Annotated in this window: 22 protein-coding genes and 2 riboswitches; of the genes, 12 read left to right on the top strand and 10 right to left on the bottom strand. The window is 68.4% G+C overall.

What is annotated here, in order from left to right; translation table 11 throughout:
* Window positions 1–327: 327 nt before the first annotated feature.
* On the top strand, window positions 328–1680 hold the full coding sequence (locus ACRXBZ_RS10570; RefSeq protein ID WP_433878957.1) for an HNH endonuclease signature motif containing protein: 1353 nt from the start codon (window positions 328–330) through the stop codon (window positions 1678–1680).
* A gap of 60 nt (window positions 1681–1740) precedes the next feature.
* On the opposite strand, the gene ACRXBZ_RS10565 is transcribed toward ACRXBZ_RS10570, so the two are convergent.
* From ACRXBZ_RS10565 to gcvT, 3 genes are all read right to left on the bottom strand, one after another.
* Window positions 1741–3123 (bottom strand): amino acid permease, encoded by a 1383-nt coding sequence (locus ACRXBZ_RS10565; protein ID WP_433878956.1) that lies wholly within the window; start codon window positions 3121–3123, stop codon window positions 1741–1743.
* Between the two features lie 210 nt (window positions 3124–3333).
* On the bottom strand, window positions 3334–4614 hold the full coding sequence (gene glyA, locus ACRXBZ_RS10560; protein ID WP_433878955.1) for a serine hydroxymethyltransferase: 1281 nt from the start codon (window positions 4612–4614) through the stop codon (window positions 3334–3336).
* Window positions 4615–4639: 25 nt separating this feature from the next.
* A complete protein-coding gene (gcvT, locus tag ACRXBZ_RS10555; RefSeq protein ID WP_433878954.1) occupies window positions 4640–5743 on the bottom strand; it encodes a glycine cleavage system aminomethyltransferase GcvT in 1104 nt (367 codons plus the stop codon).
* A gap of 115 nt (window positions 5744–5858) precedes the next feature.
* Window positions 5859–5960, bottom strand: a riboswitch (glycine riboswitch).
* Window positions 5961–6069, bottom strand: a riboswitch (glycine riboswitch).
* Between the two features lie 415 nt (window positions 6070–6484).
* Between gcvT and ACRXBZ_RS10550 the strand changes: the two genes are divergently transcribed.
* The 7 genes from ACRXBZ_RS10550 (at window position 6485) to ACRXBZ_RS10520 (ending at window position 11064) form a co-directional block, all read left to right on the top strand.
* The gene (locus ACRXBZ_RS10550; RefSeq protein ID WP_168584725.1) at window positions 6485–6640 is read left to right on the top strand and encodes a hypothetical protein; all 156 of its coding nucleotides are present in this window, start codon (window positions 6485–6487) and stop codon (window positions 6638–6640) included.
* 120 nt (window positions 6641–6760) lie between these two features.
* Window positions 6761–6958 (top strand): ribbon-helix-helix domain-containing protein, encoded by a 198-nt coding sequence (locus tag ACRXBZ_RS10545; RefSeq protein ID WP_433878953.1) that lies wholly within the window; start codon window positions 6761–6763, stop codon window positions 6956–6958.
* A gap of 10 nt (window positions 6959–6968) precedes the next feature.
* Entirely contained in the window at window positions 6969–8183 is a 1215-nt protein-coding gene (locus ACRXBZ_RS10540) for a Tm-1-like ATP-binding domain-containing protein (protein ID WP_433883843.1), read from the top strand.
* The gene (locus ACRXBZ_RS10535) at window positions 8180–9010 is read left to right on the top strand and encodes a phosphoenolpyruvate hydrolase family protein (RefSeq protein ID WP_433878952.1); all 831 of its coding nucleotides are present in this window, start codon (window positions 8180–8182) and stop codon (window positions 9008–9010) included. Before ACRXBZ_RS10540 ends, ACRXBZ_RS10535 begins: the two co-directional genes overlap by 4 nt.
* Before the next feature lie 11 nt (window positions 9011–9021).
* Window positions 9022–9459 carry an SRPBCC family protein gene (locus tag ACRXBZ_RS10530; RefSeq protein ID WP_433878951.1) on the top strand — a complete coding sequence of 146 codons (438 nt, stop codon included), beginning with the start codon at window positions 9022–9024 and terminating at the stop codon, window positions 9457–9459.
* Between the two features lie 55 nt (window positions 9460–9514).
* Window positions 9515–10471 (top strand): NAD-dependent epimerase/dehydratase family protein, encoded by a 957-nt coding sequence (locus ACRXBZ_RS10525; protein ID WP_433878950.1) that lies wholly within the window; start codon window positions 9515–9517, stop codon window positions 10469–10471.
* On the top strand, window positions 10468–11064 hold the full coding sequence (locus ACRXBZ_RS10520; protein WP_433878949.1) for a hypothetical protein: 597 nt from the start codon (window positions 10468–10470) through the stop codon (window positions 11062–11064). Before ACRXBZ_RS10525 ends, ACRXBZ_RS10520 begins: the two co-directional genes overlap by 4 nt.
* A 24-nt stretch (window positions 11065–11088) precedes the next feature.
* On the opposite strand, the gene ACRXBZ_RS10515 is transcribed toward ACRXBZ_RS10520, so the two are convergent.
* A complete protein-coding gene (locus ACRXBZ_RS10515; protein WP_433878948.1) occupies window positions 11089–11580 on the bottom strand; it encodes a GtrA family protein in 492 nt (163 codons plus the stop codon).
* Window positions 11581–11751: 171 nt separating this feature from the next.
* Here ACRXBZ_RS10515 and ACRXBZ_RS10510 point away from each other — a divergent pair, with 171 nt between their 5' ends.
* Together ACRXBZ_RS10510 and ACRXBZ_RS10505 are read left to right on the top strand one after the other, a co-directional pair.
* Complete coding sequence (locus ACRXBZ_RS10510; protein WP_433878947.1) at window positions 11752–12921, top strand: NAD-dependent epimerase/dehydratase family protein; 1170 nt, start codon at window positions 11752–11754, stop codon at window positions 12919–12921.
* Window positions 12922–13786: 865 nt separating this feature from the next.
* On the top strand, window positions 13787–14572 hold the full coding sequence (locus tag ACRXBZ_RS10505) for a M23 family metallopeptidase (protein WP_433878946.1): 786 nt from the start codon (window positions 13787–13789) through the stop codon (window positions 14570–14572).
* A 168-nt stretch (window positions 14573–14740) separates the two neighbouring features.
* Here ACRXBZ_RS10505 and ACRXBZ_RS10500 read toward each other — a convergent pair whose 3' ends face one another.
* The 4 genes from ACRXBZ_RS10500 to ACRXBZ_RS10485 all read right to left on the bottom strand — a co-directional run bounded on the left by ACRXBZ_RS10500 (window position 14741) and on the right by ACRXBZ_RS10485 (window position 17475).
* Window positions 14741–15559: an RNA polymerase sigma factor SigF gene (locus ACRXBZ_RS10500; RefSeq protein ID WP_433878945.1), complete on the bottom strand. Its 819-nt coding sequence runs from the start codon at window positions 15557–15559 to the stop codon at window positions 14741–14743.
* A complete protein-coding gene (locus tag ACRXBZ_RS10495; RefSeq protein WP_433878944.1) occupies window positions 15556–15996 on the bottom strand; it encodes an ATP-binding protein in 441 nt (146 codons plus the stop codon). Before ACRXBZ_RS10495 ends, ACRXBZ_RS10500 begins: the two co-directional genes overlap by 4 nt.
* Window positions 15997–16090: 94 nt before the next feature.
* Complete coding sequence (locus ACRXBZ_RS10490) at window positions 16091–16681, bottom strand: vitamin K epoxide reductase family protein (RefSeq protein ID WP_433883842.1); 591 nt, start codon at window positions 16679–16681, stop codon at window positions 16091–16093.
* 35 nt (window positions 16682–16716) lie between these two features.
* Window positions 16717–17475, bottom strand: a complete 759-nt coding sequence (locus tag ACRXBZ_RS10485) for a DsbA family protein (RefSeq protein ID WP_433878943.1) — start codon at window positions 17473–17475, stop codon at window positions 16717–16719.
* Window positions 17476–17648: 173 nt separating this feature from the next.
* Here ACRXBZ_RS10485 and ligD point away from each other — a divergent pair, with 173 nt between their 5' ends.
* Window positions 17649–18644, top strand: a complete 996-nt coding sequence (gene ligD / locus ACRXBZ_RS10480; RefSeq protein WP_433878942.1) for a non-homologous end-joining DNA ligase — start codon at window positions 17649–17651, stop codon at window positions 18642–18644.
* Here the strand turns inward: ligD and ACRXBZ_RS10475 are convergent.
* The gene (locus ACRXBZ_RS10475) at window positions 18641–18793 is read right to left on the bottom strand and encodes a hypothetical protein (protein WP_433878941.1); all 153 of its coding nucleotides are present in this window, start codon (window positions 18791–18793) and stop codon (window positions 18641–18643) included. The two genes, ligD and ACRXBZ_RS10475, sit on opposite strands and share 4 nt — an antisense overlap.
* 97 nt (window positions 18794–18890) lie before the next feature.
* Window positions 18891–19625: a GntR family transcriptional regulator gene (locus ACRXBZ_RS10470; RefSeq protein ID WP_433878940.1), complete on the bottom strand. Its 735-nt coding sequence runs from the start codon at window positions 19623–19625 to the stop codon at window positions 18891–18893.
* An 80-nt stretch (window positions 19626–19705) separates the two neighbouring features.
* On the opposite strand from ACRXBZ_RS10470, the gene ACRXBZ_RS10465 reads away from it, so the two are divergent.
* Window positions 19706–21043, top strand: coding sequence for a PucR family transcriptional regulator (locus tag ACRXBZ_RS10465; protein ID WP_433878939.1), 1338 nt, complete (start codon window positions 19706–19708; stop codon window positions 21041–21043).
* The last annotated feature ends 279 nt before the right edge of the window (window positions 21044–21322 follow it).

The raw sequence follows: 21322 nt of genomic DNA, 5'->3' as shown, positions 1-21322 counted from the left end.
GGGTGCGGGGTGCGGGGTTCGGGGGTTCGTCTCGGTTGGGCATTCGGCTTGGGGTGGGGGTGGTGGTGATCGCTGCGTTCCCGAGGTGGTCCGTGCGTGGTTTTCGGGGCTGTAGCGCATGAAATCGCTCACGATGCTCGTGCTGGTGGTGTGGTGGTGGGTGGGTGGCGCCTTCGGCGTGCCCTGGTTTTCGGTGCTGTGTCGTGGTTTTCGGTGGTTTCGCTTCCGCTCGGGTTGGGTTTTTGGGCTTTGGGGCGGGTGTTTCACCTGATCAAGTGACCATAAAAGACGTGCGAACAGGCGTTCTAATGCGGGAGAATACTTGGTATGACACCGCTGTTGAACACCCAGGATCCGGCCGTCGGCACCGCTGGTGCCCGGTCGGCGGTGTCGTGCACGGATGCTGAACTCGCCGCCCGTATCCGTGAACTGGAGGAGGGGATGCGGGTGTTGATGATGGAGCAGTTGCTGTGCATCGCCGAAGCCGACCACCGTGGTGTGTATGCCGAGTTGGGGTTCCGGTCGACGCAGGTGTGGCTGCAGGGGCTGCTCAACATCGATGCGCGTGATGCGAAAACCCGGGTCAAGGTCGCCCGCAATGTTGAGGACCGGCAGAGCTTGTATGGCGAGGTCATGCCCGCCGACCTACCCGAGACCGCCGCGGCTTTGGCCGAGGGTGCGATCGGGTTGGAGCATGCGCGGGTGATCGTGGACGGGGTCCGTCGCCTGCCGGAGTATGCCCGCTGCCATCAGGTCGGTGAGGTCGAATCAACCCTGGCCGGGTATGCGCGGATGATGACGCCTCGTGAGCTGGAGAAGCTCGCCGAGCGCATCCGCTATCTGCTGGACCAGGACGGCGCCTACGACGACGAGGAAGACCAGCACGAGTCACGGGAGCTGCACTACACCGTTGCCCGGGACGGGATGACCGTCGTCAAAGCCCGCCTCGACCGCGAGACCGGCGCGAAGTTCGCAGCGCTGATGCAGCCGCTGGCCGCTCCCCGTCCGGAGGTGGAGGGGGAGAAGGACCCGCGCACGGTGGGGCAGCGCAACGCCGACGGGTTCGCCGCGATCCTGGACCTGGCGCTGGATCATGACAGGGTTCCGCGCACGGGTGGGCAGCGCCCGCACCTGACGATCTCTATCGATTTCGAGGATTTGAAGAAGGGGCTCGGGTTCGTCGCCGCCGAGACCGGTATGCCCGGGACCCTCAACACCGAACGGGCCATCACCGCCGAGAACGCCCGACGGATCGCCTGCGATGCCGAGGTGTTGCCGATGGTCCTCGACGGGGACGGGCTCCCGCTGGACGTGGGCCGGGCGAAGCGGACCGCGCCCGCCCATCTGCGCGCGGCGTTGCTGCAGCGGGACGGGGTGTGCGCGTTCCCGGGGTGCGACCGGCCGCCGGGAACCCCGGAAGCACATCACCTCGCCCACTGGGCCGACGGTGGAGCCACCGAGCTGGGCAACATGGTGATGCTCTGCGGTCACCACCACCGGACCCTGCACAACCAGCGATGGGAAATCACCATGCGCGGTGGGCGACCCGCGTTCATCCCACCACCCACAGTGGACCCCAAACGAACACCACGACCAGGTGGCAGAGCGCTACCCGCCCAGCACCGCGAATACCTCCGGGACCTCATCCCCGCACCACGGGGCCCGGCGGGCGATTCGTGACGCTCAGATTGGGGTGGTGGCGCGTTGGGTTCATGCGACTCCAGGCCATGACCCGGTTCGTCAACTGCGCGTGACTTCGCTCCGCGGCTGCTTGTTGCGCGCGGCCAGGTAGCCGATCACCAACGCGATCGCGAGCACGGGTGTGATGTACAGCGCGATGCGCGTTTCGGCGTCGAAGGCCAGCAGGACCACGACGAACGCGAGGAAGGCCAGCACCACGTAGTTCGAGTACGGTGCGAGCGGCATCCGGAACGGTGCGGCCTGGAGTTCGCCGCGGGCGACCTTGCGCCGGTAGCCCAGGTGCGCGATCAAGATCATCGCCCAGGTGAAGATGGCACCGGCGGTGCTGGCGCTGGTGATGTAGGTGAACGCCTGCTCCGGCACGAAGTAGTTGAGCACCACGCCGATCAGCATCGCGCCGAACGTGACGCCGATGGCCCGTGAGGGCACCGCCCGGCCGCTGAGCACCCCCACCGAGCGCGGCGCCTGGCTGTCCTCGGACAGCGTGCGCAGCATCCGCGCGGTGGAGTAGATGCCGCTGTTGCACGACGACAGCGCCGCGGTGGTGACCACGAAGTTGATCACACCGGCCGCCGCCGGGATACCGATCAGGGTGAACGCTTGCACGAACGGGCTACCGCTGGTCGGGAACTGGAACCACGGGACCAGCGCGGTCAGCGCGGTTAGCGCGCCCACGTAGAAGATCAGGATCCGCCACATCACCGAGTTGATCGCCCGCGGCAGCACCTTTTGCGGGTTCTTGCTCTCGCTGGCGGTCTGGCCGACCATCTCGACGCCGACGAAGGCGAACATGACGATCTGGAACGCCAGCAGCGACGAGGCCATGCCGTTGGGGAACAGCCCGCCGTGGGACCAAATGTTGCTCAGCGCCGCGGTGTCGCCAAGGTCGCTGAAGCCGAACACCAGGATCGCCGCGGCCAGCACGATCAGCCCGATGATGGCCAGCACCTTGATGAGGGCGAACCAGAACTCGAACTCGCCGAAGAGCTTCACCGCGATCAGGTTCACCCCGCTGAGCACGATCAGTGCTCCCAGCGCGGGGATCCACTGCGGGATCGTCGGGAACCAGAACTGGAAGTACTTGCCGACAGCGGTGATCTCGGCCATGCCGGTGACGATCCACACCAGCCAGTAGCCCCAGCCGACCGCGAACTTCGCCCACGGGCCGACGAATTCGCCCGCGTACTCCGCGAACGACCCGCTGACCGGTCGGTACATCAACAGCTCGCCGAGCGCCCGCATCACGAAGAAGATCATCAGCCCGGCGATGGCGTAGATCAGGATCAGGCCGGGGCCGACCTGGTGCAGGGCCTTGCCTGAACCGAGGAACAGGCCGACCCCGATCGCCCCGCCGATCGCGATCATGTTGATGTGCCGGGAACTCAGATCCTTCCGGTACTCCTCGGCCACTGGTTGGCTCATCGAAGTGGACCCCTTACTCGCCAGCGTGTTTCGCCGAAACTGCGCAGATAATCCGGCATCCGGCGAGGGCCCGCAAGGGGGGTTGAACCAGTTGGAATACGGCCTTTTCCCGTTCCATCATGGTCCACTTAGGATCGAAAACAGGAAGAACGCCGCTTTTCGGTCATCGTGGCCGAAATGCGGCGTTCTTCTCCTGGCAAAGCTTTCCGATCAGAGGTTCGGGTAGAGGGGGTGTTTGGCGGCGAGGGCTTCGACGCGGGCCCGGAGCTTGCCGCTGGCGGCTTCGTCGAAGCCGGGCTTGAGTGCCTCGGCGATGATGTCGGCGACCTCGGTGAAGTCGTCCTTGCCGAAGCCGCGGGTGGCCAGGGCCGGGGTGCCGATGCGCAGGCCGGAGGTCACCATCGGCGGCCGCGGGTCGTTGGGCACCGCGTTGCGGTTGACCGTGATGCCGATCTCGTGCAGCCGGTCCTCGGCCTGCTTGCCGTCCAGCTCGGAGTCGCGCAGGTCCACCAGCACCAGGTGCACGTCGGTGCCGCCGGAGACCAGCTGCACACCGGCCTTGGCGGCGTCGTCGGCCAGCAGCCGCTCGGCCAGGATCTGCGCGCCCTCCACGGTGCGGCGCTGCCGGTCGGCGAACTCCTCATCGGCGGCGATCTTGAACGCCACCGCCTTGCCGGCGATCACGTGCTCCAGCGGCCCGCCCTGCTGGCCGGGGAACACCGCCGAGTTGAACTTCTTGGTGAACTCCGAGTCCGAGGACAGGATCACGCCACCGCGCGGGCCGCCCAGGGTCTTGTGCGTGGTGGTGGTGACGACGTGCGCGTGCGGCACCGGGTTCGGGTGCAGCCCGGCGGCAACCAGACCGGCGAAGTGCGCCATGTCGACCATCAGGTACGCGCCGACCTCGTCGGCGATCTCGCGGAACCGCTTGAAGTCCAGCTGCCGCGGGTACGCCGACCAGCCGGCGATGATCAGCTGCGGCTTGTTCTCCCGCGCCAGCCGGGCGACCTCGTCCATGTCCACGCGGTGGTCGTCGGCGCGCACGTGGTAGGGCACCACGTTGTAGAGCTTGCCGGAGAAGTTGATCCGCATGCCGTGCGTGAGGTGACCGCCGTGGGCCAGGTCCAGGCCCATGATCGTGTCGCCGGGCTTGAGCAGCGCAAACATCGCCGCCGCGTTGGCCTGCGCCCCGGAGTGCGGCTGCACGTTGGCGTAGGAGGCCCCGAAGAGCTCCTTGACGCGGTCGATGGCCAACTGCTCGACGACGTCGACGTGCTCGCAGCCACCGTAGTAGCGGCGCCCCGGGTAGCCCTCGGCGTACTTGTTGGTCAGCACCGAGCCCTGCGCCTCCAGGACCGCCTGCGGTGCGAAGTTCTCCGAAGCGATCATCTCCAGCGTGGTCTGCTGGCGGTTGAGCTCGGCGCCGACCGCCGCCGCCACCTCGGGATCCACCGCGGCCAGCTGGTCATTGAACAGGTCCGGTGTCGACATGGTGTTGCCTCCTGGTTCGATCTCGTCAGGCATTGCGGCGGTAGAACGGCAGCTCGACGACCTGCACCGCGACGTTGTTGCCGCGGATGTCGACCTGCAGTTGGGTGCCGGGTTCGCTGTGGTCGCGGTCGACGTAGGCCATGCCGATCGGGTGGCCGAGGGTCGGCGACGGGGCACCGCTGGTCACGACGCCGATCTCGGCGCCGTCGGCGTCCAGCACGCGGTAGCCGTGCCGGGGCGCCCGGCGCTGGTCGGTGCTCAGCCCGACCAGTGTGCGCTCGGTGGGCTTCTCCGCGGCGGCGGCCAGCGCGTCCTTGCCGACGAAGTCGCCGGGCTTGTCCAGCTTGACCACCCGGCCGAGGCTGGCTTGGAAGGGCGTGAGGTCGGCGGACAGCTCGTTGCCGTACAGCGGCATGCCCGCCTCCAGCCGCAGCGTGTCGCGGCAGGACAACCCGGCGGGCTGCAGGCCGTGCTGCGCGCCGGACTCGGTCAGCGCCTGCCAGACGGCCTCCGCGTCGCCGGGCGCGGTGAACAGCTCGAAGCCGTCCTCGCCGGTGTAGCCGGTACGCGCCAGCAGCACGTCCTTGCCTGCGACCTGGCTGCGGTAGCCCGCGTAGTACTTGACCTCGGCGAGGTCGGTGTCGGTCAGCGGGGCGAGGATGGCGACCGCGTTCGGGCCCTGCACGGCGATCAGCGCGTAGTCGTCGGAGACGTCCTGGTGCTCGGCGTCGAAGCCGCCGAGCCGCTCGGCCAGTTCGGCGGAGACCACGGCGGCGTTCGCCGCGTTGGCCACGACCAGGAACTCCTGCTCGCCGAGCCGGTAGACGATCAGGTCGTCCAGCACGCCGCCGGTGGCGTTGCAGATCATCGTGTAGCGGGCGCGGCCGGGCTTGATCGCGGAGGCGTTCGCGACCAACGCGTAGTCCAGCGCCTCGGCGGCCTGCGGGCCGCTGATCCGGATCTCACCCATGTGGGTTAGGTCGAACAGGCCGGCGCTGTTGCGCACCGCGTTGTGCTCGGCGGTGTCGCCGGAGTAGCGCAGCGGCATCCGCCAACCGGCGAACTCGGTGAATGTCGCCCCGAGGGCTTCGTGTACTCGGTGCAAGGGCGTCTGTCGTGGCGACGACATGGTGCGACTCCTCCTGGTGGGCGCCGGTCGGCAGTCGAGGGCCGGTCAGCTCACTGCGCCCAACCTTATCGGGGACACCTCGACCCCGACCTGCGCGGGCTTGCGCTGGTCGGGCGGTCTCCCCGGAGTCATTGGCCTGAGAGTTTCGCCACCCCGCGAGGGGCGGCTTGCACCGTGGGCGAGAAGCGCGTTGCTCCTGCTTTTCTCCGTGTTCGCCTGGTGCCGTGCGGTGCCGGTGCCTGAGAGTTTGCTGGGGAGTATTGCTCCTTCGGCGCTCCGGTCTCCCGAGGTTGCTCGGGGGCCGGAGTCTCTCCCGCACGACGTCATCGGCGCGGTATTCGGTTGTGCGAACGCCGACGCTACGAACTGAACGTGACCCAGTCAACCGGGCGGGTAGGACCGGGCCGTCGGGGCGTCGGAAGGCGCCGTGACGGCGGCGCGCGCGGTGCGTGCCGCGTTTGCGCGGTTGTCGCCGGACGAACTGATCGACATGCTCTCCGAGGAGTTCCCCTGGGTGGCCCTGCTGCCGTCCGGTGAACGCTCCGAGTTCTCCCTGGACTTCGCTCAAACCTTCCGTGCTTCCGCGGAACTCGGCTCTTGGGCTCCACTCACTCTGTTTCCGGGCTCGTTTTGCGCAGCGGTGCGGGATACGCCACGTCGGGGCTGTCCTCGCGAGAAGACCTCTGCCCGTTTTGTCGGTAGCCTGGTGACAGCCGTGACTCCGAACCGCCGGGAGCGACGATGTCTCTGTTCAAGAAGGTCGCCGACTTCGCCAGCAGCCCGCAGGGCCGCAAGGTGATCGACCAGGCCAAGAAGTACGCCACCGACCCGAAGAACAAGGAGAAGATCGACCAGGTCAAGAACAAGTTCTTCGGCAAGGGCGGCAAGGGCCACTGACCGAAAACCCCGACGAAGGCCCCCGGTGCCCGCTAGAACCCAAGAACCCCAGGCGCCGGGGGTCTTCTCGTGCCCCAAGGGCATGTGGTATCAGCGGATACCACGCGATACCATGCCGGAATGGCCACGACTCTGCGGCTTAACGACGACGACAACGCGAAGCTCCGCGATGTAGCCGAGCGAGAGGGCCGGTCGATGCACGAGATCGCGGTGGCAGCGCTGCGCGAGTACTTTGCCCGCCACGAGGAGTTCCGGGCGAACCAGGTGCGCCGATTCCTCGCGGAAGATGCTGAGCTGCTGGAGTTGCTGTCCCGGTGACGCACTAGTGGTGGGCAGCGCGTACGTCGCCGGGACGTTCGACACTAAGGCCGCTGAGCTGCTCTACGTCGCCGGGCTGATCGCCCGCGGGCACCCCGTGATCACCGTGGACCTGTCCACCGCGGGTGGGAGTTCCGACGCCGACGTGTCGGCCGCCGAGGTCGCCGCGCACCACCCGGACGGGGCCGACGCGGTGTTCACCGGCGAGCGGGGATCGGCCGTCACCGCGATGGCCGCGGCGTTCGAGCGGTTCCTGGTCGCGCAGGACGTCGACGGGGTCATCGGGCTCGGCGGCTCGGGCGGCACCGCGCTGATCACGCCCGCGATGCGCGCGCTGCCGGTCGGCGTGCCCAAGGTCATGGTGTCCACAGTGGCCTCCGGCGACGTTTCGCCCTACGTGGACGCCACCGACATCGCGATGTTCCCGTCGGTCACCGATGTCGCCGGGCTGAACCGGATTTCCCGCCAGGTATTGGGAAACGCCGCGCACGCGCTGCTGGGCGCGGTGACCCACCCGTTGCCAGCGGCCGAGGACAAGCCCGCCGTCGCGCTGTCCATGTTCGGCGTCACCACGCCGTGCGTGACCGCGGTAGCCGAGCAGTTGGCCGCCGACCACGACCCGCTGGTGTTCCACGCGACCGGAACCGGCGGTCGGGCCATGGAGAAGCTCGTCGACGACGGCCTGGTGCGCGCCGTCCTGGACATCACCACCACCGAGGTCTGCGACCTGATCGCCGGCGGCGTGATGAGCGCGGGGGAGCAGCGCCTGGACGCCATCGCCCGGACCAGAGTGCCCTACGTCGGCTCGTGCGGCGCCCTGGACATGGTGAACTTCGGCGCGCTGGAAACCGTTCCGCCGCAGTACCGGGACCGCAACCTGTACGTGCACAACCCGCAGGTCACGCTGATGCGCACGTCCGCAGGGGAGTGCCGCCGGATCGCGGAGTTCATCGCAGGCAAGCTCAACGCCTGCGACGGCCCGGTGCGGTTCCTGCTCCCGGCCGGCGGAGTGTCCATGTTGGACTCACCGGGGCAGCCTTTCTGCGATCCCGGCGCGGACGCGGTCCTCTTCGAGACGCTGGAGAGCCGGGTGCGGCAGACCGCCGACCGGCGCGTCGAGCGGGTGCCGCACAACATCAACAATCCGGAGTTCGCCGCCGCGCTGGTCGCGGCGTTCCGGGAGATCACCGGATCCGCCGAGCGAACCAGGCAGGAGGCACGATGAGCCGATTCGACCGCGCCGGACTGATGCGCCGGTTCCGCGCCAAGGCCGAGCGCGGTGAGCCGATCGTCGGCGGCGGCGCGGGCACCGGCCTGTCCGCCAAGTGCGAAGAGGCCGGCGGCATCGACCTGATCGTCATCTACAACTCGGGCCGCTACCGGATGGCCGGGCGCGGTTCGCTGGCCGGGCTGCTGGCCTACGGAAACGCCAACGACGTCGTGGTGGAGATGGCCCGCGAGGTGCTGCCGGTGGTGCGGCACACCCCGGTGCTGGCCGGCGTCAACGGCACCGACCCGTTCATGCTGCGCGACCGGTTCCTCCGCGAGCTGCGCGACCTCGGGTTCGCCGGGATCCAGAACTTCCCGACCGTCGGGCTCATCGACGGCACCTTCCGGGCGAACCTGGAGGAGACCGGAATGGGCTACGGCCTGGAGGTCGAACTCGTCGCCGCCGCGCGCGAAGCCGACCTGCTGACCACTCCGTACGTGTTCTCCAGCGCCGACGCCCGGGCGATGACCGAGGCCGGCGCCGACATCATCGTGTGCCACCTGGGGCTGACGACCGGCGGCGCGATCGGCGCCGGGACCGCAAAGTCGCTGGACGACTGCGTGGCGCTGATCGACGAGTGGTCGCAGGCGGCGACCGAGGTCCGCGAGGACGTGCTGGTGCTCTGCCACGGCGGGCCGGTCTCGATGCCGGAAGACGCCTCGTACGTGCTTTCGCGGACCAAGCGTTGCCACGGGTTCTACGGTGCGAGCAGCATGGAGCGGTTGCCCACCGAACAAGCACTGACCGAACAGGCCAAGGCGTTCAAGAAACTCAGGTTCTGAGGAGGCAAGCGGTGGCGAAGTCCTACACGAGCGCGGTCATCGAGGTGTCGGCCGAGCAGGTCTGGCAGGCGGTGCGCGACTTCAACGGGTTGCCGACGTGGCACCCGGCGATCGAGCGAAGCGAGATCGAGGGCGGGGGCGCGGCCGACGCGGTGGGGTGCGTCCGGCACCTGATACTCGCCGACGGCGGGGCGGTCCGGGAGCGGCTGGTGGCGCTGGACGACACCGAGCGCAGCTACGCCTACGAATTCGTGGAAAGCCCGTTCCCGGTGCGCAGCTACCGCTCCACCATCCGGATCGCGCCGATCACCGACACCGGGCACAGCTTCGTCGAGTGGTATTCGCACTGGGACGCCGATGCCGCCGACGAGGAGAAGATGGACAAGACCTTCGCCAAGGGCGTTTACCGAACCGGGCTGAACGGACTTCGGGAACATCTGGGCGGTTAATCCGGCCGGGATGGGCGTGAACCGGAGCGAATCCGGTGGCGGTTAGAGTCCGCGCGTGCCAAGCAGCGTTAATCCTTCCGCCGCAAATGCAGCTAACGCAGCAGACACCGTCACCATCACGGGTGGTTCCGGTTTCGTCGGCAGAGCAGTGGTTCGCGCCTTCCTGGAGCGCGGCACCCGGGTGACAATCGTGGACACCCAGGCCCCGCCCGCCGAACTGCGCAGTGACCTGGTGACCCACGTCGAAGGCGACCTGCGGGACGCCGCGGTCCGGGAGGCCGCGGTCTCGGCGGACTCGGCCGGGATCATCCACCTGGCGGCGATCACCTCGGTGCTGCGCTCGGTGGACCAGCCCGCCGAGACTTATGCCAACAACGTCGCGGTCACCCAGGAACTCCTCGAACTGGCTCGCGCCCGCGGCGTCCGCCGGTTCGTGCTGGCCTCCACCAACGCGGTGGTCGGCGACATCGGCCGCGGCACGATCTCCGAGGCGCTGCCGCTGCGCCCGCTCACGCCCTACGGCGCCACCAAGGCGGCGTGCGAGATGCTGCTCTCCGGCTACGCCGGCGCTTACGGGCTGGCCACCTGCGCGCTGCGCTTCACCAACATCTACGGGCCCGGCATGGGCCACAAGGACAGCTTCATCCCGAGGCTGATGCGCGCCGCGCTGGCGGGCCGCGGCGTCGAGGTCTACGGCGACGGCTCGCAGTCCCGCGACTTCGTGCACATCGACGACGTGGTGCAGGGCGTCCTCGCCGCGTGGGACAAGCAGTACACCGGCACCGCGATCATCGGCCGCGGGCGGTCGATCTCCGTGCTGGAGCTCATCGACGCGGTCCGCGCGGCCACCGGCGAACCCGTGCCGGTCAACCACGTGCCGGCCAAGAACGGCGAGATGCCCGCGGTGATCGTGGACGTGGCCAAGGCGCAGCGCGAACTCGGCTACGCCCCGAACGTCGAGCTCACCGAGGGGTTGCGCACCGTTTGGGCGGACTTCCGCGGGGCGCGATGAGCACCGCGCTCACGCGCGTCCTCCGCCGGCACTGGCTGCTGGCGCTGCTGCTGCTCGCCGGACTGGCCCTGCGGATCGTGGTGCAGCTGGCTTACCGGCCCGCGCTGCTCTACATCGACTCGTTCCGTTACCTCGACGACGTCGGCGCGTTCTTCCCCGGCGGCATCAACCCGATCGGCTATGAGCTCTTCCTGTGGCCGCTGCTGGCGGTGGGCAGCCTGACCAGCGTGGCGGCGGTGCAGCACCTGCTGGGCCTCGGGCTCGGCGCCGGGATCTACGCGCTGCTGCGTCGTTTCGAGGTCCGGGCCTGGATCGCGGCGCTGGCCGCCGCGCCCGGCCCCAAGCTCGCCGCGCTGGCCGGGATCGTGCTGGCCGCGGCGGTGGTGGTGCGCGTCGTGGGCGTGACGCTGGTGGTTCCGGCGGCCGTGTTCGTGCTGCTGGCCACCGGTTGGCGGCCGCGTGACGGCCAACTCGGTGGCCCTGGAGCAGCCGCAGTACCAGTCCGCCGAGCTGCTGGTCGGCGTCCTCAGCCGCGGTTACCGGGTGCGGGAGCAGCCGATGCGGATGCTGGCGCGCACCGCCGGTGTCAGTAAGAAGGGCAACAACTTCCGCTATGGCTACCGCTTCGCGCGGGTGGTGCTCGAAACCTGGTGGCGGGAACGCCGGGCGGTGAACACCAACCGGTCGACGAGGAAGAACTTGACCACGAACATCACCGCGTAAGTACCGAGGAAAGCGCCCCAGACCACGGCGACCTGCGCCGCCCGGGCCTCCGGGAACAGCGCGTGGGCGAGCACTTCTGCGTTGTGCGTGGCCAGCGCGGCGAGCAGTGCGGTGCCCACCGAGATCGCGCCGTAGCGCAGGATCTCGCCGCGCAGCGCGGCCCGGCCGCCGCCGCCCCAGGTCCGCCGGTTCAGCACGAAGTTCGGAATCGCACCGGCCAGCCAGGCCAGCACGGTGGCCGGCACCGGTGTGGCGCCGAGCGAGTACGACAGCAGGAAAACGAGCTGGCTGATTCCGGTGGCCACCGCGGAAGCGGCCGCGAAACGGCTGAGCAACCGCCAATAGCGGCGCCGAGCGCTGGTGCTCTCGGTGGCCCTTGTCGCCATGCCGTCTCCGTTCGGGATGTCGCGGTTTGCTCCCGACGCACCATACAGAGTCCGGTCTCAGCGAATTCTCAGTGTTAGGAAAGGAAAAGGGGAGCCCGCCGAGAAATGGTCGCGGGATGAGACCATGCCGGATGTTTGTATCCAATGGGTGAATACAGGGGGAGTGAAGGCGTGCGAATCCTCGTCCTTGGAGGAGACGGCTACCTCGGATGGCCGACCGCTGTGCACTTGTCCGACTGCGGCCACGATGTCGCCGTCGCCGACAACTACGCCCGCCGGGGCTACGACCACGAGCTCGGCGTGGACAGCCTGGTGCCGATCGAGCCGATGCAGGTCCGCCTGGACGCCTGGCGGGAGGTCTCCGGCAAGTCGATCAAGTGCTACTACGGCGACCTGGTCGACGGCGAGTTCACCGCGGAGATGATCGCCGGCTTCCGGCCCGACGCGATCGTGCATTTCGCCGAGCAGCGGGCCGCGCCGTACTCGATGATCGACCGCCGGCACGCGGTGTACACCCAGCAGAACAACGTGATCGGCAACCTCAACGTGCTGTTCGCGATCCAGCAGGTCGACCCGGACATCCACCTGGTCAAGCTCGGCACGATGGGCGAGTACGGGACGCCGAACATCGACATCGAGGAAGGCTGGCTGGAGGTCACCCACAACGGGCGGACCGACCGCATGCTGTACCCGAAGAAGCCGGGCTCGTTCTACCACCTGAGCAAGGTGCACGACAGCCACAACATCGAGTTCGCCTGCCGGATCTGGGGGCTGCGCGCCACCGACCTCAACCAGGGCGTCGTCTATGGCCAGGAAACCCCGCAGACTGCGCGCGACACCCGGCTGGCGACCAGGTTCGACTACGACGCGATCTTCGGCACCGTGCTCAACCGGTTCGTCATCCAGGCCGTGCTCGGCCAACCGCTGACGGTGTACGGCACCGGCGGGCAGACCCGCGGCCTGATCGACATCCGCGACACCGTCGAGTGCATCCGGCTGGCCGCTGAGAACCCGGCCGACCGCGGCGAGTTCCGGGTGTTCAACCAGATGACCGAGAAGTACTCGGTGGGGGAGATCGCCAAGATCGTGGCCAACAGCTTCGCGGGGTCGGTGGAGATCGAGTACCTGGACAACCCGCGGGTCGAGCAGGGCGAGCACTACTACAACGTCAAGCACACCGGCCTGGTGGAGCTGGGGCTGCGGCCGCACCTGCTGTCGAACACGCTCATCGAGTCGTTGTTCCGGGTGGCGGACAAGCACAAGGAGCGGGTCGACCTCGCCGCGCTGCGGCCCACCGTCAACTGGCGCCAGGCCACCAGCCCGTTGCGCGAGGACCGCTGACCGGTCTCGGCAGTGCTGCAATTGCAACCAAAACTGCGCCGCGTGGTGACTGGAATATACCAACGAGGCCGGGCACAATTGTCGCTAACGCCGCGGCCACCGCCATCGGACGTGGTGTTCGGGGAGCGGTGCCCCGGGCGCGGAGTGTGAACTCCGAACCCGGGGCACCTACCGTGTGTCGGGGGGCTTCCACACGGTCTACCGAACAGTAACTCGTTCGGTTGATCCCTGCGATACGGCACGTGGGTAAATCTTCGCGGTGCGTCAACTTCCGACCGCTTCGGCGGATTGCTTGCCGCCTTGTCTACTTTGTTCAACTCGTCCGCCTTGTCCAACTCCTCCACCCAGGGCTCGGGAAGGCTCCGGCGCGGTCTCGCGCAGTGTGTGCCCAAGGCCACTTTCGGGGCGGATTGATCTCGCCGACGGTGTGATCGACGCGGTCGGGTGGCGGCTCGCCGCGGTGTCCATTGTGCACTGACCGGGTCGCGGCGGCGGCGCCGGTGTCGGCTGCGTCCGGGGCGCCCGGCCTTCGCGTCGCCGTTTTGGACCAGCGAAAACGGGACGCGTCTTGATCTTTTTGGGGGGTCTCCGGCGGGCCGTCGGCGCCGCTCGGCCCAGCAAAGAATCTTCCGGGCGGCCGTTATTTGATGGTCATCTTCGTCAAACACTGAGAGTGTTTGTTTGGGCGGGAACTGTGCGCCTTTTTCCCGCTAAACGGGTTACTGGTTGCGCCTGCCGATAACCCTCAGCTACTTTCACTGCTCGTACGTCACGGTTCGATCACGTCGATGTCTCGCCCCCGAGAGGCATCACCCGCAATCCCCCGGCGGGCAGCGACCGGATCCCCCCGAGACGGAAGGTGAAGATGGGCAAGCACCGCAAGGAGGGCGGCCATCCCCCGAAGGCCGCCCTCCTGGTCCGCAACAAGTTTGTCGCGACGGTGGTCGCCGGCGGCGCCTTCGCCGCGGTCGGTCAGCCGATGGCAGCCTCCGCCGGCCCCGAGCAAGAGCTTCTCGTGCACCCGCTGGCCCGCTCGAAGAACCTGAGCCTGGCCGTCACCGGGACCGACACGAGGCCGGCCACGGTCCGGCTGCTCGCCAGCCAGATCGTGAACGACTCCTACGCCGAGGCGCAGAAGGTCCAGAAGAGCGAGGCGATCGAGCAGGCTCGCGCGGAGGCCGTCCGCGCGGAGGCGGCCCGCGTGGCGGCGGCGGAGCGCGCCGCGGCCGAGGCCAAGCGAGCGGCCGAGGAGCGGGAGCGGAAGGCGCGCGGCTTCGTCAAGCCCGCCGAAGGCACCTTCACCTCCGGCTTCGGCTCGCGCTGGGGCACCAGCCACAGGGGCATCGACATCGCCAACAAAATCGGCACCCCGATCCGGTCGGTGGCCGCCGGCAAGGTCATCGACGCCGGCCCGGCCAGCGGCTTCGGGCTGTGGATCCGGGTGCAGCACGACGACGGCACGATCACCGTCTACGGCCACATCAATACCGTCGGGGTCAGCGTCGGCGAGCGGGTCGATGCCGGTGAGCAGATCGCCACGATGGGCAACCGCGGCGAGTCCACCGGTCCGCACCTGCACTTCGAGGTGATCAAGAACGGCATCAAGATAAACCCGGTGCCCTGGCTGAACGAGCGTGGCATCGAGGTGTGACCGCCCCCAAGGCCGCCGCCCGGGACCCGAAACCCCCGACGGGCCCCGGGCGGTTTTTTAAGGCCTGTTTCGAAAGTAGTTTGCGTAGCGGTGCGGGTAGCGGAACCCCGCGGCGGTGCCAGTTGAGTCCCACACCGCAAGCGGCTGCCGCCGCTTATAAAACACGTTCTAATTCTTGCCGGCCTTTTCGGTGGGCTGCTTTTCTTCGAGGCGTTGGCGCAGCCAGCCGAGGGTTCGGGCGAGCAGCCGGGAGACGTGCATCTGGGAGATGCCGATCTGCTCGGCGATCTGCGTCTGGGTCATGCCGCGGAAGAACCGCATCACCAGGATTCGGCGCTCCCGGTCCGGCAGGTCCGCCAGCAGCGGCCGGACCATCTCGCGGTTCTCCACCTCGGCCAGCTCCGTGTCGTCGGAGCCGATCGCGTCGCCGAGCGGGATCTCGTCGGTGTCGGTGAGCAGCTCGTCCAGCGAGGCGCTGCGGTAGGCGTTGCCCGCCTCCAGGCCGCGGTAGACGTCGTCGGTGCTGATCCCCAGGTGTCTGGCTAGTTCGCTCGGCGTCGGCGCCCGGCCCAGCTCCTGCGACAGCCGGGCGATCGCCGCCGACACCGACAGGTGCAGCTCCTGCAACCGGCGCGGCATTCGCACCGCCCAGCCGGTGTCCCGGAAGTGCCTGCGGACCTCGCCCATGATCGTCGGCACCGCGTAGGACAGGAAGTCCACCCCGCGCTCCGGGTCAAACCGGTCGACCGCGTTGATCAGGCCCAGCGTGGCAACCTGGGTGAGGTCCTCCTGGGACTCGCCGCGGTGGCTGAAGCGCCGCGCGATGTGCTCGGCCACCGGCAGGTGCTCGGTGACCAGCGTTTCGCGGAGCGCGGAACGCCGCGGATCCTGCTTGCCCAGCTTCGCGAGCTCGCGGAAGAGCGGCGCCAGCCGGTCGTAGCGCTCGTTGCGCGAATGCGTGGTCGGCTTGGATTCCGCTCGTTTCACACGTGGGCCGTCCGTCCCTTGGTCAACTCGATCCGCACCAGGTGGCTGCCGTTGGCAGCCGGATCCGACTCGACCGAGGTTGACACAACGTCGGCCAACGCGCTCAGCACGCGCCAGCTGAAGGTGTCCTTGCGGGGTCCGAACGCATCGTCGCTGAGCACTTCGGCGGTGACCGACAGCCGGTCGCCGCCGGTGCGGAACCGGCAGACCAGCGTCGCCTCCGGGGCGGCCAGCCGGACCAGCGACGAGCACGCTTCGTCGACGGCCAACCGCAGGTCGGCGATCGAGTCGATGTCGTAGTCGGCGCGCATCGCGAGGTCACCTACGACGGCTCGCATCACCGCCAGCTGGGCGGCTTCGGCGGCGATGCGGACCTCGACCAGGTTCGTCGCGGCTGTCTCCGGCTCGACGTGTGCGAGCTCGCGTTCCACGCTCATCCCGGGCCACCTCGTCTCGGTCGGTGCGGGGCGCACCTCACTCACAGTCACCTGGTACCCGAGGGCCGCACCGAACAAACGGACGCCCGCGGGACTACACCAAGGTGGTCCAGTAGTCCCAGAACGCTTGCAGGATCAGGACCACGATCACCAGATACCACACCGCGAGCACCACGCTGTGGAACCGGCGCAGCGCCGCGCCGAGGGACTTGCCGCCCCCGAAGTTGCCGGCCTCGAGGTTGTGCAGCGTCGTGTACCAGAACAGCGGGATCGTCACGATCCACACGATCATGCAGTACGGGCACAGCGCGCCGATCTCGTAGAGGCTCTGCACCACCAGCCAGTGGATGAAGGCGACCGCGAGGGTGGTGCCGAGCTGCATGCCCAGCCAGAACCAGCGCGGCGGCCGGAATCCGGCCAGCACTACCACCCCGGCGGCGACCACGACCGGGAATGATGCCACCCCGATCAGCGGGTTCGGGAACCCGAACACCGCTGCCTGGGCGCTGTCCATCACCGAACCGCACGAGATGATGGGGTTGATGCTGCAGGTCGGCACGTAGCCGGGGTTGGCCAGCTTCTGCAGCTTCTCCAGGGTCAGCGCGAACGAGCCCGCGAACCCGATCACGCCACCCACGACGTACAGCCAGCCGAGGCCGCGCGGGACGTCGCTCGATTCGGGCATCCGGGACGGTGCCGGTTCGACGGCGTGGGCGACGGTCACTTCACGAGCTCCTTGTCGAGCTCGCCGCGGAAGGCGTTGTTGAGCTGCTCGACGGTCTCGATGTTGCCCTGGTCGAACTGCTTGCCGTTGATGAAGATCGTCGGCGTGCCCGACACCCCGGCCTTGTTGCCGTCGGCAACGTCGGCGTCGATCTTGGCGTTGACCTGAGGCGAGTTCATGTCCTGGTGGAACTTGTCCAGGTCCAGGCCGATCTGCTGGGCGTACTGGTCGAAAAGCCCGCGGGCCTTGGCCTCGTCGGTGCTGACGTTCTGGCCGTCGGCGGCGAGCGCCCAGGCGTCGTAGTTGTCGTAGAGGGCGTGGTACATCTCGTTGAACTTGCCCTGCAGCGCGGCGGCCTCGGCGGCCTGCGCGGCCGGCCGGGCCAGCGGGTGCATTCTCAGCGGGAAGTTGCGGACGACAAAGGTGATCTTGCCCGCGTAGTCCTTCTCGACCTGCTTGGTCAGCACCGAGTAATAGGTGTGGCAGGCGGGGCACTGGTAGTCGAGGAACTCGACGACGGTGACCCTGTCGTCAGGCGCCGAGGTCAGCACGTTGCTGTCCGGCTTGCGCAGGATCTCGGCGGCCACCGCGTTCCCGCCGCCGGACGAACCGGAGGAGGTGTTGTCTGCGCCGCCGCGGTTGAACAGCAGGACGCCGCCGATCACCACGACGGCGACGACCACCACCACGATGGTGAGGATTATGTTCGTGGACAGCCCGCTCTTCTGGGTTACCGGGTTCTTGTTCTTCGACATCGCGTGCTTTCACCTTCGGCGCTCGGGCCCGCTCGCGCGGCGGGGACGGCAAGCCCAGTTTCCCGCATTAACCTGAATGGGGATTCTGGCGGGGTGAAACTCACAGTCCGTTCACAGCTCGTTCTCAGCTCGGCTGGTTTGCCCGATCGAGAAGAACGGGTATTCATCAATCAATGAACGATCCCTCGTGCCTGCTAGACGACGCCGAACGCGGTGAACTGAGGTCCTGGCCCGGCGGAACCTGGCACGAGCCGGCGCTGGCGACGCTGACCCACCACCGGTTCTCCGACCCGGACTGGATCTTCGAGCGCAAGCTCGACGGGGCGCGGGTGATCGCCGGCTGCGACGCGGACCGGCCGGTGCTGTGGTCGCGCAACCACAAGCGGGTCGATGCCGCGTACCCGGAGATCATCGACGCGCTCGCCGAGCAGGGCGCCGACCGGTTCGTGCTGGACGGCGAGATGGTCGCCTTCGAGGGCGGCCAGACGAGCTTCGCCCGGCTGCAGAAGCGCATCAACCTCACCGATCCGCGCGCGGCGCGCCGCACGGGCGTGGCGGTCTACTACTACGTGTTCGACCTGATCGCCTTCGGCGGCGTGGACCTGACGGACCTGTCGCTGCGCACCCGGAAACGCCTGTTGCGCGAGTGCTTCGACTTCACCGATCCGCTGCGGTTCAGCGCGCACCGGGCCGGCAACGGCGAGGAGTTCTATCGCGAAGCGTGCCGCCGCGGCTGGGAGGGCCTGATCGCCAAGCGCGCCGACCGGCCCTACCGCGGCGGGCGCAGCCGCGACTGGTTGAAGTTCAAGTGCGTCGCCGACCAGGAATTCGTCATCGGCGGCTACACCGACCCCAAGGGCTCCCGGTTCGGTTTCGGAGCGTTGCTGGTCGGCTACTACGCGGACTCGCGGCTGCGCTATGCGGGCAAGGTCGGCACCGGCTACGACGAGCGGACGCTGCGCGAGCTGCGCGGCAAGCTGGACGAGCTGGCCCGCGACGGCTCACCGTTCGCCGACCCGGTGGCCGAGCGCGACGTGCACTGGGTGGCGCCGGAGCTGGTAGCGCAGGTCGGCTTCACCGAGTGGACCGGCGACGGCAAGCTGCGGCATCCCCGCTTTTCGGGGCTGCGCAACGACAAACGTCCGCGGGACGTGGGCCGCGAGGCCTAGCGGTTGACGCTGCTGATGAGGGTTTGGTTCGCCGCCGGCTGCACCGAGGATTGCGATTGCGGGGGGTTCCACGTCGCGAGCAGAACGGTCGTCACGACCATCAATACCGTTCCGACAACCGACACGAAGGTGCGGCTGTTGCTCTGCATGGCAAGTGCCCCCGAATTTCTCGCGTAGAAACAAGGTGAATGCGGCGAACGTCACTCAGGCGTCCCACCCTGGGTGTCGCCACGAGGGGGCACAACGTTAGCGACCCGGCCCATCTTCCCAGTGTGATGCGGAACTCCCTGGTGGGGGTGGGTTTCCGGGCGACTCGGCCCACATCCCCTGTTGCTGCAGGTGATGGATCAGTAACTGTCCGGTATGGGTGACGTGCTGGTGCATCGCGGCGCGTGATCCTGCCTGGTCTCGGAGCCGCAACGCGGAAAGCAGCGTCTGATGGTCGGTCGCGGCCATCTCCCGCCAGCCCGGCACGTCGACGGTGGTGCGGCGCGGCGTGTAGTGCATCGCGATTCCGAGGAACCAGGCCAGTTTCGGCGAATCCGCGGCCATCCAGAGCACGGCGTGGAAGCGGGTCACCAGCTCGCCCATGTCGAGCAGCGTGAACTGGCACGCGGTCTGGATTTCCTCTTGCAGCACAACGAGTTCGGCGAGCCGCTCGGCGTCGATCTGGTGCGCCGCGCGGGCCGCGAGCTCGCCCGCGATGGTGGCCTGCAGCCAGTGGGCGTCCTCGAAGTCCTGCCGGCTCAGCGGCGCCACGGTGAACCCGCGGCGCGGTTCGAGGTCGACGAAGCCCTCGCCGCGCAGTGCCAGCAGCGCCTCCCGCACCGGTGTGACGCTGACGCCGAGTTGTTCGGCGAGGCGTTCCAGGTGCAGGTGCTCGCCCTGCCGCAGCCGGCCGGTCATGATCCGTTCCCGCAGCCGGCCGGCCAGTTCGTCGGGAAGCCGGGGGGAGCGTGCCCGCATCGCCGCGTCGATCACCGCTCGGCCGCCCCGCGCGACGCCGATGTACCGGTTGTGCCGCCTGTCACGTGCAACTTGATACCACCTGCCGGGAGTAGTTGATTCTGATCATGGACTGCCCGGTTGCGGCGGGCGGTCGAATGCTTGGACGCGGCAACGTCTTCGACCGTTCCGCCAGCGGGCCGTTTCCGGGCTCGGGGGGTTGGCAGGCCGGTATCGTCCAGGGCGTGGTAGCCGATCCTGCCGACTCCGCCGCCGAAGTCACGCATGCGCTGGCCAGAGCTCGCCTTGCGGACGTGCCCGCCCTCACCGAGCGGCTGATGGCCGCGATCTTCACCGACAACCCGGAGTGGACCGACTACAGCCCTGTACCCAAGGAGGACCTCTGGGAGGGCTGTCGGCAGTACCTCGAACGCATCCTGCAGATACTCAGCGGCGAGGTGCCCGCGCCCGACGGCGACGACGTGGCCGCCGCCATCGGCCGCCGCCGCGCCGAGCAGGGCGTGCCGCTGGAGGTGATGCTGCGGACGTTCCGGCTGGGCGGCCGGATCGCCTGGGAGGCGCTAGTCGACCAGGCGTACCAGGACGGCGCCGATCCGGACTCGATGTTGAGCGTGGCTACCTCGGTGTGGACCGTGATCGACGGGTTGTCCTCGACGCTGTCGACGTCCTACCGCAACACCGAGCTGGACCGGCTGCGCCGGGACGACCAGCGGCGCCATGCCCTGGTGGAGGACCTGCTCGCGGGCCGCGCGCGCGACACCGCCTTCGCGCAACGCACCGCGAAGGAGCTCGACCTGCCCACCGGTGGCCTGTACCTGGTGATCGTCGCCGAGATGTCCAACGACGGCGGTTTCGCGCTGCGCGGGCACCAGGACGCCCTGAGCGCCTTGCACTTCCGCTCGGTGTGGCAGGTGCGCGCCGATTCGCTGGTGGGGCTGGTGGCGCTGGAGCAGGGGAAGAAGGACCTCGCGCTGGACGCGCTGCGGCCGCTGGCACGGGGCCGGGTCGCGGTGTCGCCGTCGGTGCGCGGCCTCGCGGAGGTCGGCCTCGCCCACCAGCTCGCCCTCACCACGCTCGGCACCTCGTCGTACGGGGCGGCGGAGCTGGTGACCTTGGAGGAGCGGTTCCCGGAGGCGCTGCTGGTGCAGTCGCCGGACCTGGCGCAGCGGCTGCTGGAGTCCCAGCTCGGCCCGATCCTGGAGCTGCCGGTCAAGGAGCGAGACATGCTCCTGGAAACCCTGACGGCCTGGCTGGAGGAGAATTGCTCGACGGCCAACGCGGCGGTCCGCCTCCACTGCCACCGCAACACGGTCCTCAACCGCTTGCACCGCATCACGTCCCTGATCGGCTTGCCCCTCTACGGCCGAACGGCCTACGTGTCCCTGTCGCTGGCGCTGTCCGCGCTGCGGCTCCGCGACGGCCTGCGGGACTAGGGCAGGACTAGGGCAGGACTAAGACTGGACGCGGCGTCGGTTGTGCAAAGGCGTCATTCGGACAACTTGATCTTTTCGCGCTTCGCGGGGCGGTGTCTGGGTCGAACCGGCACCGCCCTCTTGCCATTTTGTGCCCAGGCGTGACCGCGACCGGGTTACGGCCGTCTCGAACACTGTGCGTGACGTTCTCGTTACATGTTGTGTACGTCACGCCCGGAAATGTGCGGTCTGCACACCCGCGTTTAAAGAAGTCTGGGCGAGCGGGCATAGCGCAGAAGT

The organism is Saccharopolyspora hattusasensis (assembly GCF_050972075.1).
GTDB classification, from domain to species: Bacteria; Actinomycetota; Actinomycetes; order Mycobacteriales; family Pseudonocardiaceae; genus Saccharopolyspora; species Saccharopolyspora hattusasensis.
Note: the sequence above shows the minus strand (reverse complement) of the source record. Positions and strands in the feature narration are given on the sequence as shown.

Coding starts and splice junctions, on each gene's coding strand:
- ACRXBZ_RS10515 (WP_433878948.1), bottom strand. CDS start 11,580: ATGGCGACAAGGGCCACCGAGAGCACCAGCGCTCGGCGCCGCTATTGG.
- ACRXBZ_RS10565 (WP_433878956.1), bottom strand. CDS start 3,123: ATGAGCCAACCAGTGGCCGAGGAGTACCGGAAGGATCTGAGTTCCCGG.
- gcvT (WP_433878954.1), bottom strand. CDS start 5,743: ATGTCGTCGCCACGACAGACGCCCTTGCACCGAGTACACGAAGCCCTC.
- ligD (WP_433878942.1), top strand. CDS start 17,649: ATGAACGATCCCTCGTGCCTGCTAGACGACGCCGAACGCGGTGAACTG.
- ACRXBZ_RS10550 (WP_168584725.1), top strand. CDS start 6,485: ATGTCTCTGTTCAAGAAGGTCGCCGACTTCGCCAGCAGCCCGCAGGGC.
- glyA (WP_433878955.1), bottom strand. CDS start 4,614: ATGTCGACACCGGACCTGTTCAATGACCAGCTGGCCGCGGTGGATCCC.
- ACRXBZ_RS10545 (WP_433878953.1), top strand. CDS start 6,761: ATGGCCACGACTCTGCGGCTTAACGACGACGACAACGCGAAGCTCCGC.
- ACRXBZ_RS10495 (WP_433878944.1), bottom strand. CDS start 15,996: ATGAGCGTGGAACGCGAGCTCGCACACGTCGAGCCGGAGACAGCCGCG.
- ACRXBZ_RS10475 (WP_433878941.1), bottom strand. CDS start 18,793: ATGCAGAGCAACAGCCGCACCTTCGTGTCGGTTGTCGGAACGGTATTG.
- ACRXBZ_RS10570 (WP_433878957.1), top strand. CDS start 328: ATGACACCGCTGTTGAACACCCAGGATCCGGCCGTCGGCACCGCTGGT.
- ACRXBZ_RS10490 (WP_433883842.1), bottom strand. CDS start 16,681: ATGCCCGAATCGAGCGACGTCCCGCGCGGCCTCGGCTGGCTGTACGTC.
- ACRXBZ_RS10485 (WP_433878943.1), bottom strand. CDS start 17,475: ATGTCGAAGAACAAGAACCCGGTAACCCAGAAGAGCGGGCTGTCCACG.
- ACRXBZ_RS10535 (WP_433878952.1), top strand. CDS start 8,180: ATGAGCCGATTCGACCGCGCCGGACTGATGCGCCGGTTCCGCGCCAAG.
- ACRXBZ_RS10505 (WP_433878946.1), top strand. CDS start 13,787: ATGGGCAAGCACCGCAAGGAGGGCGGCCATCCCCCGAAGGCCGCCCTC.
- ACRXBZ_RS10520 (WP_433878949.1), top strand. CDS start 10,468: ATGAGCACCGCGCTCACGCGCGTCCTCCGCCGGCACTGGCTGCTGGCG.